Below are 12,859 nucleotides of genomic sequence, written 5' to 3'. Positions count from 1 at the left end.
TGTATGGAAGCACTGTCAATGACTGAACCAGAAGTGCTAGCAACGACAAAAGAGCAGTTGTTTTCAAGACCAAGACAGGATTCAGGATACGCAGTCGTCGACACTCAATTCTCTACCGACCAGTGGTTGAATGGTGTCCCAATCTCACAGGAGGTAACTGAAACGTTAGCACCATTTAATCATGTGCGTGTAGGCTCAGGATATCCGGATCTTGTTGGTGCCGGTTCGATTGCGAGTGACTCGTTTCGTGGTCACCATGGAGATCTAGATTCGCCGCCTCTGGTCGTCGTTGAAGCGAAGGGACATGGATCGACCGGACAGGTCGACACGGAGACGGGAATTGTTCAAGCTCATGACCGGCTACAAGAAGCGAATCTCGGGTTTTTAGCCGCTCCCCGAAGTTCTATCTCGTCGGAAACTCGAGCACTTGGTCGAGAGTTAAATATCGGTGTTCTCGGAGTAACGGAAGATCAGTCGGTAGATGTGCTTGAGAAACCGCGAGTAGTTGGCACACAGGTCGGTCGAGAGGCATCGACGATACGTTTTCAAGCCGGCCCGCAGCGTGTTGCTGACCAGTCGTTTCATCTCAACCGTCCGAAAAACTATCTCGGATATCCATTCTGTGTCTATCATCCGGAGCCGACTGAGAATGTTCTCGAAGAGTACGTAGTGAGGGATTTCAGAAGTGCCAGGGACGGTGCTGCATTCCTCGGGTTGATAGAGAAACAACCAGATGGCTCCGATGTCCTATCTCCTTTGGGTGAGGAAGTGGTTCGATTCGGGTTACAAAAACACGAGCAGTCATTGAACTCTGTTTTAGAAGAGTTCAAGTCATGGAAGAGGGAGCGGACGAGACTAACCCAGTTAGCATCAGACTGGGCGTATGTCGCTCGACGGGTCGTGTTCTCTTTTCCGGCAACACAGATGCTCGTAAAACACGTTCAAGAGCTTCAGAACAACGATCAGCCGCCGGTTCTTCCTGCCGTTGTGGAGCATCTGTTTGATACCTCACCTACATTCGCGGTCGAGTTCTTTATTCGGGATACGGAAGAGGCACGTTCTGCAGTACTGACTGGCGACGGTGATTTGATCACAGCCTCGTTGTTAGAGCCGCATGTGTACCGTTCGGTGGTCGCGTACCAGTTCAAACAGATGCTGTATCATTCCGGCATCCTTGCGGAGTCCGGATCCGATTCGAGTAATCTTGAACCGGAGGAGAGCAATTGGCGATTGGAACAGCCGATCTGAATTCCGCGAGTGTCGAAGTTGTCGATAGCGGGCGCAACGACTACTGGGGCGGTGTGGAGGAGAGCACATCGTCTAAGTGGTCGGACAGCTCTTCGAGATTAGTTGTTCTGAAGTGTTCAGTGAGCGCGCGCATTTTCGGGTCTTTTGGAAGGACAACGCCGTCTTCGTACTCGGAGAACGCTTGCTCTATTACCGTGCGGTAGGTTTTGCTGGTGGCATAGCCAACGATGGCGTCGAACTGTGAGCCGTATTCTTCGAGATAGGACACCAGACGGTCAACGACGAGCTGTTGGCGCTGTTTCTCGGCGTTGGTCAGCACGTACTCATATGATTTGATCTGCGAGATATTCTCGTACTGCTCAGGTACTGGCCCATACATGCCGGAGACAGTCACCTTGTGAATCTGGTCGTTCCACTCAGCGGTTGCATCTGCGACGACGCGGTGCGTTCGGGAGTTAGAATACGGCTTGGTTTGGCTACACGGGATAACGAGCAGTACGCGCTCATCGCCGACCTGGTAGTCCTTCCGCTGAAGGATGTTGAAATCCTCCGGTGTGTGCTCAAGCGAAATCTCTTGGTCATCGATTGGAATATCCAAGTCAAGCCGTTCCTGCTCTGCATCGCTTTGATCGGCGGTGAGTCGATTGTAGCCGCGCTCTTTGAGCTGCTGAGCTAATTCACGATCTCGGACTGTCGCCCGTTTTAGTGCCCGCTTGATGTTCCCGACATCGTTGCGAGCCATCTTAGCAACGTATTCAAGCAACTCTCCGCCACTGTCGTTGATCAGCTCCCGCACGTGATTCATCTCGTCTTGGTAAACACAGAAGTTGTGATAGCTCATTAGTGCGTAAAAATCGCTCTTCATATACTCGCCGTCCCGATCATACGACTCGCTGTCGTACATCGTACCCTGTACCTGCTCGAAACCTATGCGCCGTAGATTCTCACATGCGGGACATTGACACCCCCAGTCATCGGGAATCTGGTCCGCAGTGAATTTCGACCAGTCTGCTGCCCACCGCGCGTCGGCTGTCCGGTCGACATCAACGCCGAAATCACCCAGGTCGTGTGTCGAGGCGTTCGGATTCCGGACGAGCTCCTCATCTGAAACTCCGATCTCCCGGTTGATGAACTTCTTGAACTGTGCTGCTTGCATATAGCTTGACGAATCAAATGAATCCGCGCCAAGAAGCGTCAGGAGTGCCGTGAACTTCCCACTAATCCCGAACAGATGGAGACCTAGATCATTCTCTCGATCCGCAGGTATCGCGTCCTTCGCACCCTGTACGATGTCAACCAGCATTTCGACGTTCGTTCGGAGGGGGACGAGTGATCCGATCGCAAATCCTTCAAACGACTTGTCTATATGCGTCGCACGGTCTAGGAACGTCCCGACGTACCAATTGATCGTTTCGTAGTCGTGACCGTGAATAGCGACGTACACGGCGGGTGGATCTGGCTGATCCTCCAAGAGTTCGAGACAGCGAATGGCGCTGTCGATACTATCCTCCATTCGTTGAGTCGTCTCCTCATCATTCAGATTCGGTGGTATTGGATAGTCGAGAGTAGCGATGATGTCTGCGCCATAATCGAGCTGTAAGTCTAGAATACTCTCTGGGTTCGTGTATATCGACCAATCATTGTCATCCCCTCCCTCCGTTGGGGCATCGCCGAATGTGTCGGAGTTTAGAAGCTTGAACCCACCTGAGTCTACGAATAACGGCTTGGTGAAACTCTCTGGCTGTGGGTGATACGGCTTAACCGGGTCATGATCAGTGAAGTGGTCGTGGATCGGTTTCGAGCGCCAGTTCTCAAGCGATTTGGGAGTGATATTGAAATCCAAGAAACTCATCGCTTGGAACATCGCGCCTTGAAACTCGGGTTCACCGAAGAGATGATTACGCAACCGACTCCAAATTCCGCCAGACTTCTCGTTGGGCCCGCCGATGAAACTGACTACGGGGAAGAACGCTGGTGTTTGGACGTCGCCGTGCGGTGTATGAATCGTACCGCGGCGCGCGTTGCCAGCATCGTCAGTCGTGTCCGCCTCAAACGATGCCATTCTCTACACGTCATTGACGATGGGATGTGATAAGTTCGGTCGTTCCGCGGTGAGACGGCCTCAATCGGATCTGCTACAGTCTGTCTTGAACCGTGACGATATGGATGTTATGTCGACGGCCGTTGTTATAGATCAGTCGCTCGTTTTCGAAATCAATCGAGATCTCTCCGCTATGATATCCTGAACGCTCAAGCTCGCTCAAATCGTCTCGGTCGCCGTACGACCAACAAATGATTTTATCGACGCTTTCAAGCGGCTTATCTGCCTCAAAGTGATCCGTGAGCTGACAATGGATAGAACTCGCATAGAGGTTCGTATCCTGACGAACTAACGCGTTGACCTCTGCACTCGGGTCGTAATCTTCGACCGTAATTTCTGGCTCAGTCCCAAAGCGGTTCGAACGCTCTAACCCGAGAACGACTTCGGCGTCGTTCGATGGCGTGAATTGATTCCGCTCGTGAATCCGCTGTTCGCGTTTTTCGATCGATGATTGCTGAGACTCTGCGCGGCGAGTGAGTTTCGCCTTACGACGGTGAGACAAGTAGTCTTTGAACCACGGATCTGATGCAATCTTCGAAAGGTAGTGGCTGAGTTCCTCTACAACCGCCTGATACACCGGGCTAGACTTGTTCCGTATCTTTTCGCGGTTTGCCGATAACTCAAGATCTTGGCAGTTTGCGATGAAGAAGAAATGTAGGAACTCGTTGTCGTGCGAGATCGTGTCGTTGACCCGCTCAACCTTGATGTGGTCTTTTGCCAGCCAGACGCCGAACTGTGCCGAGTGCTTTCCGTAAGTAGGGAGTTCGTTGCGAGCGTCTTTGCCGCCCACCATCCCAACTACTTCTACAGTTGTTGTATTCCCGTTTTCAGTCTCAACGGTGAGCTCCCGTGGTGGGTAGTGCTTACACATCCGAGATTCCGAGAACTGACCCTCTCCGGGCTCTCGCTGCTCGGTCGGGAACTCAAGTTTGTTATTCATTGCCAGTTGGTCTCGTGTATCATCGATCTCATCGCCGAGAGTGACTGTTATTTCCATCTCTCGGAAGTCATCTGTGAAGAAGTGGCCCGTTGACCCGGCGAGCGTCTTCCATTTCAGGTAGTGTTCAATCTTGTTGTAGGTGAGCGATGCTGGCGAGAAACCGTGGCCAGATTTGAATCCGGTAATACGAATATGCGTCCCGGAGTTGCCCTCTTTGACTGCCTCCTCGTTCAGCACATACTCAGGCATGGTTCGGTTATTGAGCTTTTCCCACGGTTGCTCCATCTGTGCGCGTAAGTTGAGTCCGTTCTTCGTGGTATTGACGAGGACTTCCTCGCTCTTGTAGAAAATCTTCGTTCCGTGACCTTTGTAGCCGATCGACCCGTTTTGACGGCCGCGCTTCGTGGAATTGCCGAGGTCGAAGAACGACTCGAGATCAGCGTGATCCATCCCCTCACCGTCGTCTTCGATAACAATTTCAGATCCAATTGGCCGATCTCGAATGGTGATTTCGACTTCGGTCGCACCGGCGTCATAACTGTTCGACAGTGATTCACGGATCACCTCAAGCGGATCCTCAAAGTCGCTAGCGATCTCTAAAAATTCGTTTACTTCGTTGACTTGTGGTGTTTTGGTTGTTGACATTCAGAAGTATCCTCCAAGTGATTCGTTCACAACTCGATGTGCGTGCTGTTGCATCGACTTCTCTCGCCCTAATGACTGCTCGATGTACGAAATCAACGCGTCATCTCCCGGACTTTGAATCGCCGATTGGATTCTATTTATTTCCTCTTTTTGAATGATTAGGTTGTGCATCGCAACAGCCCCAAGCTTGTCTTTCTGATACTCCACGTCTCCTTTCATACGCTCTACTAACATCTCATCACTACAGACCTGACAGTCACACTCTGTAAAGTCGACATCATCTACGGGCTCCGAATTGTACAGCGACGTATCGTATTTCCCGTTAATCGCCGAGTGTATGTACGACGATGAATCAAACGTGTCTGCACCAACTGCGGCCAAGAGAGGGATCGCACTTGACGAGATACCGAGGACGTGGAGAGGCAGCTCCTCGAACCCCCAGTCACTCAAAACCTCACGACAATCGCTGACAGCGGTGATCAGTTTACCCTTGTTATCTTTGAGTGGAACGAGACTCCCCAATGCGACCCCGTCGAATTCACGATGGACACGGTCCCGGCCGATGACTTTCTCAACCTCTGTGAGAAACGTATCGAGCATCGAGTAGTTGTACCCATGGAGTGTCAGATATCGTGTATCGTCTTGGGTAGTTAGGTTGAGGAACTCGTCGACGTTTTCGGCCGTCAGTCGCGCTTTTTTGACCCGAGTAGAGTAGTCGTCGTCCGGCTCAATTGGTCGGTCTAGATTTACGAGGACGTCTCCCCCCAGCTTCCGCTGTATCTCAACGATGGCCTCCTGATCAACATCAACCTCAAAGTTGCTACCATCTAAGGTACCGTCGCCAAGGAATTTGAATCCGCCTGAGTCAAGAAAAAGGGTACCATTAAAATCGAATACATCGCGTTCCCTGATCGGTGCGGCAATGTAGTCTTCGTACCGCTCTCTCGAGATGCCGTAGTCCGTAAGCGACGCAACTGATGTCATCACACCATCGAAATATCGGCTGTAATCTCCACCGTTTACGACTTCATCTCCGTTCATGAACTCCTTGATAGTTCGGTGGATCCCGCCGCCATACAGACTTGCGTCTGTTCCCCCGGCATAGAAGTTAACAACTGGGAGAAGATTCGGAGTCGATAGTTTCGTGTCTCCGATCTGTAAAGATCCACTTCGAGCGTCACCCGCCTCAGCGGAGATCTCAAAGATGTCGTTTTTGAACTGCTCTGACCGAGATTCCATCACGCAGTCACCTCGGTGCCCATATCATTACGTACCACTTGTTTCAATTTCCTCCCTTTTGTTCCGATTCCATCACCTTTGACATAGTTTATATTTACATTATTATGGTTAGAGATATCACCAACAGCTTGAGTGTAGACAGACCCCATGTTCATGATAACAGTCTCATAATCACCATTTGAGATACAGTGACGTAGGTCTTCTGTAACGTATTCGCGTAATTCGCTAGCCCGCGAGGGTGTCATACGACGGTCATAATTGATGATTTCGTCGTCAGCGCGGAGTATTCCGTGCTCCGCAGAGAGAATCCGAAGTTCTATATCTGAGCGAAATGCGCCCTCTCTTATTGCTTTTTTGATAATTCTGAAAAAATAGCCATCGTATACTTCGATAGCTCGGGTAGGTTCAGCCACGTCATTTTTGGTAGCCGAACAGGACTGAACGAGGAGCGTGGTCATTGCATCCGTATCGATCCCGACCAGTCAAAAGTGTGTCCCCTAGGGATAACCAAATCAGCTATTTCAGTCGAAAATGTCGGTGTCTCAGAAAATTATCAGATACTATCGGCAATTACGTGTCATAACCTCTACCGTTATGTTTTCAAGAACTCGTGAACTGTTTTACTACAATACGGGAGCGAAGAGCATGTCGCAGTAATATCGGTAACCAAATGGACGCAGAAAGAATCTCGAAGCAATCGAAAGGTAACGTCGACCAGTCACTACTAGAAGGAACGGGTAGTGGCGGAATACTATCTGCGGGGTATTTCAACGATAATTCGCTTCTCGATCGACTTTACGACGGTGAGCGTGTGGACTACGCTCTTCAGAATCTCACTAAGGGAATTACAGTCGATAATGGCGACTCCTGTGATACAATAAGCCCTCATTCGAGCTATCGGACAGTCCTGCTCGTAACTGACGAGCGTCTCCTCTATGTCGTTGGTCAGGGAAGCGGTGATAAAACGTTCTCTGTCCGGTTCGAAGATATTCGAGATGTCGAGATATCTCAAGGCGTTCTAAAAGACCGAATTATTGTCCAAACAGACGATGAGACGTATGATATGTACACACAGAAAGATGGCAATTTAGACGAAGCTTCCAAACACATTTCTGACATCTCAGAAAAGAGGGCAAAAAATTCGAATGAATCGTCTGGTGATAAGCAAGTAGAGCGAACAAACAAAGAAGTTTCAGATAACGACGCAAATGGTCCTCCCGACAGACCCCAACGATCTGCTAACGTACTAAACCAATCCGGCCATAATAGGGATTCCGAGGGAAATTCGTCGAATTCAAACTCAAATATGTCTGTAACTGTTGAGATACTCGTTTCTAATATCGATGGAGAACCAGTCCCTGACGCAAGGGTCAAAATCACTGGTACGACACTCTCTGTCGACGGACGAACTTCGCAAACTGGGCGGTGTAGTATCTCTGTTTCCGAAGCCTCCGAATCGGTCAAGATGGAGGTCAATCATCCTGAGTATCGAACAATACAGGAAGAGGTAACGTTGGCTGATGGTGCCGTCATCGATATTACCCTCAAAGGTGCTGATAATTCTGACAGTCACTCGGATGAGAAGTCTCGCTCTGAGGGTGCAGATTCGACTGAAACTTCAGATACAAGCAATGAATCACCGGAGCGTACGGAGCTATTGGACGAGCTCGTCGCGCTAAATGAGCGCTTCTCCCGGAAGGTGACTCGAGGGAGAATGCGAACTGACGGAAAGTACAGTCCGGAAGATTATGAGAGGGAGTTCGGATCGTGGTCAACTGCCGTGGATCAAGCGCCGTTTGATCGGACGAACGAGAGTTCATCAGCTCAACCAAATCAACAAACGTACTCGAGACAGGAAGTTATCGATGCCCTCGTTGACCTAATCAAGGAGGTGGACGGTCGACCTAGTACCTCGGATATGAACGACCTGGGTGGAATGTCTGCCTCTCCCGTCTACCAGTATTTCAAAAGTTGGGATGCTGCCGTTGATGTTGCAAAGGAGGAACACGGTGCGGTAGAGTCAGGTCAGACCCGAGGTCAATCTGAGGAACCGGCTGACGATTCAGATACAGATTCTCCTGCGAAGGATACGGCGTCGGAACAGACAGAGGACGGCGATTTTCCGGCCGATCAGCGGGATTCGGAGGTTTCTTCTGAGGCATTCGCCGAACTCAGTGGTTTTCGGCGTGATTTGTTGGTCGTGATCAATGGATTGGAAGCACCGAAAGGACTCGAAATTAAACGGGAGCTAGAGGAGTACTATGACGGAACGATTCACCATGGTCGTCTTTATCCCAACTTAGATACGCTCGTGGAAGCAGGTTTCCTCGAGAAGTCAGCACAGGATGAACGGAGCAATCGATATGAGCTGACGGACCTCGGTGCCGATCACATTGAAGCCCGATATCGCTGGCAGCAGAATCGAATCGCCACTAACGAAAATCAAACACGGACTCCTGAACTCGAAGATAGGACGACATCAGAGAGCACTGAGTACGACACCCCCAATAAGAAAGAGCAACGAGATAACACTCACACAGAAAATATTCCACATGATTCGGCGACAGAGGATAGCGACCAAGACTCTAACAGTGAGCTGACCGAAGAAGATGACTTCGAATGGGGCGTCGAAGAGTCGGACACACTCTCGGACGACCTCAGTGAAGTACCAGAAGGACGTCTCTCTAACGTAGTTGTAGAAGTAATAAAAATCCGAGATATTTCGTCTGGGAAGCGCGATTCGATCGTCGACATCAAGCTATCGAACGGGAAGCGAATCGACTTCACGATCTGGACCAAGCACGACATTGAGATTGATTTTCAGACTGGGGATAAACTCCGGTTAAATGAGGTCAGACTCAAGCGATGGGAAACCGATCACGGATACGCTCATCAATTGAGTAGTACGAAAGACCTCACAATCGTTCCCGTTGAGGAGTCTGGTGTTCAGCGGCCGCTTGAGGAAGATGAAGAAGACGAGTGTGTAAGTGGTGAGTCAGAGAAAGCGGACGACGTTGATCAGCTTATCGGAGTGGGAGGTGCGACGAAAGCCGACGCGGAGGCTCTCATGGAATCCGGGTATATGACGACTGCGGATCTAGAAAATGCCTCGCTCGATGACCTCCGTTCCGTCTCAGGACTTGACGACGGAACGGCTTTGCGTATCAAAGCAGAACTCGGGTAGCGGAATAGCCGCTCGATGCCTACGACAACGAGAGTTCCACGTAATCCTCGAGGTCAGAATCTCGCAGCAAGTCGATCTGCTTGTCGGTAAGCTCGTCGAGAAAGAGTTGTTTATCGGATAGTAATCCCTCAACTATCGGTTCCAACGGCGTCCCAACGTACGGGCCGAATATCTCTTCGCGGCACTCTTCGAAGTACTCCCGCATGTCCTCACCGTAGTCTGCAGCCCGCTGCTTGAGTCTTTCAAAGCTCCACTGATCGTCTCGGTAGACCTGTCCCTTCCAATCCCAATCGGAGAGGAGTTCGTGGACCGCTTCGAGTCTGACCTCGCTCACACGTTCAACACGCTCATTGAGTCGCCGCATTCCGTTCACGCGGCTTTGCATTCCGATTCGAATCTCGTGAATCTCGTTGCTCACCCGACGTTTCTGGTCTTCAACCTTCGATCTGAGCGCATCGATGCGATCTCCAAGTGCCTCGAAATCGTCTTCTTCCAACAAATCTCGTGCCTCGGCAACGGCTTGTTTGGCATCATCGTCGATCTCAAGATCAGTCTGAAGGAACTCTTCAGCCAGGATCCGTTGGAGTATCGTTTCCTCCATCGTTTCAGCGATATCCTCCAATCGGGAAGCGAGCTGTCGGTGACGATACTGTTGGTAGATCTCTTCGATGCTTTCTTCGAAATTTTTGTCTGGCAAATTTTCAGATTGTTCAGTCGACATAGTGGGTACTCACCTCCGTGAACTCCTCGCCGAGCTTATCGGTGCCACTAGTACCTGTTAACGGGACTTCTCTGAAATCCGTCACCACTACATCGTTGTCAAGTTTCAGACTAGCCAGAGTTGCTGTAGTTCTGGCGAATGGTTTTCCACCATACAGCCTATTGGCAAGCTCAGCTGCACTCACGGCATCATCCAACTCTGATTGAGTGTGATTACAGACCTGCCCGAGCTGCTCCGTGAGATCGGGATCAACCGCATCGTACGTCTTCAGTTTCTTGTACCGATCACTAACGGATTGTAGGTCCGTATCCGACAGCATCTCTGAGACGTATTCAACCGCTTCGCGCTGATAGCCGTGGTCCGTTGTGTCGTTGAGCGCCTTCCTGACATCGTACATCGTGTTGGCAAGGTCACGTACGTTATGACCCGATTCGAATCGGACACGTGATTCGATATTTCCGATGTACTGCCGACCGAGCATCCCGAGAACTTCGAAAGGCGGGTTTTGTTCCAAACGGTCGCGGACCTCCGGTACGTCGAGAGTGCTTGCGGAAACACCTAGCAACGAACCAAGCACATCTTCAACGTACTTTGCGTCCTCCATCGCTTCCTTGACTGTCTTAATCTCCTCATGTCCAAGTACTTCCTCAAGTCCCGAGAGCAGTTGCCGGTCAACCGTGAGCTCGTCGTCAGATTGGTACCGCTCGTTCAGCCGCTCGGCAGTCACTTCGTGCCACGGATCATCGAGAAGTGTTAGCGTCGAATACGTTGCGAGAAGGAAGTCAGTGAAATCGTATCGAGCGTGCCGCTTATAGAACACGCTGTCGCTGTTCAGTTGTTTTTCGATGATCTTGTCACGCCACTCTTCAGCGTATCCGGTTAGTTGAGTACCGGCGGCTTCCAACTGTGCCGAAGAGTCCGAGGACCTCGGTTCCATGTCTCGACGTACCCCAAATTCGACGAGCCGACGAAGGTCGGAACGGCGAAAATCACCTCTGTCAAGGATGATCTGGTCGGAATCCGGTGACTCGTTCGAATCGGGATAGACGAATGGAGATTTCTGGCTACTGAGCATGTAGCGCAGTGAGGTTCCCTCGATTAGACGGAGATCATCAGTGATCTCTTCCAAGAGATCACGGAGAGCACGTTTGATGTACTCGTCCGTTTCGATGTACTTCTCCGGGTCTTCGATCCACGAGTCAATCTGTTCTTTTTGTTCCTTGATTTCCTGTTCAAGTCTAGATGGACCACCGCCACCACCAATTCTGTAGCCGCACTCAGAACAAATCCGGCTACCATCGGTATCGGTTCTCCACGCTATAGCACCACACTCGGGACAGGGATCCGGGGTTGGTCCCTCCCCGGTAGATGCTATCTCTACCTGATGAGCGCCAACTTCTATCTCGCTGGGTAGCCCGGTCGTTTCGAAACCAAACGCGTCGACAAATTCTCTATTGATAACGACGTGGTTTCCCTGCTCACGTCCGTACCATTTAGCGAGATCGGCGTACTCCTCGGCATCTTCGTAAACCTCGTCTGCGACAGAAACCGTATTCCCGAGTGGCCTGAGAACGTCCGCGGACGACGGTGATTCAATGTATCCTTCATGATAATCCTGTAACACCTCGAATATCGTCATGATAAATTCACGCGGGGACTGCTGACTCTCGTCGAATCCGGCATAGATCCGCCGAACGAACGTCTGGTTGAACGGGAATAAGTCACGGAACGATTCCTCACAGAAGCCACAATCAGCGCAGATTGACCCCTCTGGGGCTTCTTTGAGGTCGAACGTTCCATCGCCGGTGTCCCGGTCGTATTGAACGCTACCGTCGTGTGATTTGATATATCCGAGATACGGGCGCACAAAGTCGACTGCAGAATCTTCGTTCAGGAATAGCACCGTATTCGAATCCTGTTCATTCGTTTGGAAGAACTCGAAGCGATCCTCCGCCGTCCGAGTGTGTAACACCTCTGTAGAGTCACGGGTTCCCGCGACAATGAAGTCCCAACTGTCCGCGGATTTGTCGCGCTCCATGTACTTTCGGAGCCGCTCTGCTTCCATCGCGGCGATAGAGAAGTCCTCGAAGACGATGACCGGCCGAGTGTCCTCGAACTGTTGTCCGACTTGGTCAAGCACGTCACCAAGCGAAGAGGTATCGTAGTTCTCCCTGATTACCTGCCAGAGAGCGTTGTTGAACGCTTCGACGGCTTCTGAAACGCCAATCTCCTCGTTGAAAATCTTCAGTTCATCGCGCTGTCTGTATTCGTTTTCTCCGATGAACTGAATCTTCTGAGCATACTCGCCCCGCTCGACGAGACGATTCAGTTTCTCTGCGATGTAATCTCGTATCTTGTCAGTCTGCTCACCGTCGGGAGCGACGTCGTACCCCTGTCTACGCAGTGTGAGGGTGGCACCCGAAGTGGCGTTGTCTGCTACGGTCTGCGGGATATCGACGATGTCGTCACGTAGGCGCTTGAACTCAGACGCTCCCGAGAGCTCTTCACCGAACTGCTCCCGGTAGAACTCCGGAATCCGCTCGGAAAGGATCGACATCAGATCGTCGTCTTTGTCGATGTGAAGCATCGGACGATCATCGAGTCGGAGCCGATGAGAGAGGTACGCACAGAGTTCCGATTTACCGGTACCGACTTCTCCTTCGATGACGACGGCGAAATTCCCGACCCGATTATCAGAGAATTCTTGGTAGATGCGATCCTCGCCCCACGTTTCACCTCCCGCGGCTGTACCGCGGAAGACCTCCATGGGCCGGTGCGTGA

8 protein-coding genes and 2 pseudogenes are annotated in these 12,859 nt (G+C 51.1%); 4 read left to right on the top strand and 6 right to left on the bottom strand.

Translation table 11 applies throughout. The features are described from left to right. Positions 1–3: 3 nt before the first annotated feature. Positions 4–1,248, top strand: coding sequence for a hypothetical protein (locus C464_RS05350; protein ID WP_049910879.1), 1,245 nt, complete (start codon positions 4–6; stop codon positions 1,246–1,248). A 40-nt stretch (positions 1,249–1,288) separates the two neighbouring features. On the opposite strand, the gene C464_RS05345 is transcribed toward C464_RS05350, so the two are convergent. From C464_RS05345 to yaaA, 4 genes are all read right to left on the bottom strand, one after another. Beyond that, positions 1,289–3,310: a tRNA-guanine transglycosylase gene (locus C464_RS05345; RefSeq protein ID WP_239640200.1), complete on the bottom strand. Its 2,022-nt coding sequence runs from the start codon at positions 3,308–3,310 to the stop codon at positions 1,289–1,291. A gap of 73 nt (positions 3,311–3,383) precedes the next feature. Next, on the bottom strand, positions 3,384–4,934 hold the full coding sequence (locus C464_RS05340; RefSeq protein ID WP_049910877.1) for an ATP-binding protein: 1,551 nt from the start codon (positions 4,932–4,934) through the stop codon (positions 3,384–3,386). Next, positions 4,935–6,173: a tRNA-guanine transglycosylase gene (locus tag C464_RS05335; RefSeq protein WP_239640199.1), complete on the bottom strand. Its 1,239-nt coding sequence runs from the start codon at positions 6,171–6,173 to the stop codon at positions 4,935–4,937. Continuing rightward, a complete protein-coding gene (yaaA, locus tag C464_RS17375; RefSeq protein WP_080510406.1) occupies positions 6,173–6,631 on the bottom strand; it encodes a peroxide stress protein YaaA in 459 nt (152 codons plus the stop codon). Before yaaA ends, C464_RS05335 begins: the two co-directional genes overlap by 1 nt. 212 nt (positions 6,632–6,843) lie before the next feature. Between yaaA and C464_RS19585 the strand changes: the two are divergent. From C464_RS19585 to C464_RS19940, 3 genes and pseudogenes are all read left to right on the top strand, one after another. Continuing rightward, positions 6,844–8,151: pseudogene (locus C464_RS19585) on the top strand (homing endonuclease associated repeat-containing protein); the annotation flags it as partial. A 213-nt stretch (positions 8,152–8,364) separates the two neighbouring features. Further along, positions 8,365–8,601 (top strand): annotated as a pseudogene (locus C464_RS19580) (PadR family transcriptional regulator); the annotation flags it as partial. A 603-nt stretch (positions 8,602–9,204) separates the two neighbouring features. Further along, the gene (locus C464_RS19940) at positions 9,205–9,357 is read left to right on the top strand and encodes a helix-hairpin-helix domain-containing protein (RefSeq protein ID WP_343122414.1); all 153 of its coding nucleotides are present in this window, start codon (positions 9,205–9,207) and stop codon (positions 9,355–9,357) included. 19 nt (positions 9,358–9,376) lie between these two features. On the opposite strand, the gene C464_RS05320 is transcribed toward C464_RS19940, so the two are convergent. Continuing rightward, positions 9,377–9,958, bottom strand: a complete 582-nt coding sequence (locus C464_RS05320; protein WP_152420896.1) for a hypothetical protein — start codon at positions 9,956–9,958, stop codon at positions 9,377–9,379. A gap of 109 nt (positions 9,959–10,067) precedes the next feature. Then, positions 10,068–12,845 carry a hypothetical protein gene (locus tag C464_RS05315; RefSeq protein WP_239640198.1) on the bottom strand — a complete coding sequence of 926 codons (2,778 nt, stop codon included), beginning with the start codon at positions 12,843–12,845 and terminating at the stop codon, positions 10,068–10,070. Positions 12,846–12,859: the final 14 nt, after the last annotated feature.

This window comes from Halorubrum coriense DSM 10284 (assembly GCF_000337035.1).
Lineage (GTDB): Archaea > Halobacteriota > Halobacteria > Halobacteriales > Haloferacaceae > Halorubrum > Halorubrum coriense.
Note: the sequence above shows the minus strand (reverse complement) of the source record. Positions and strands in the feature narration are given on the sequence as shown.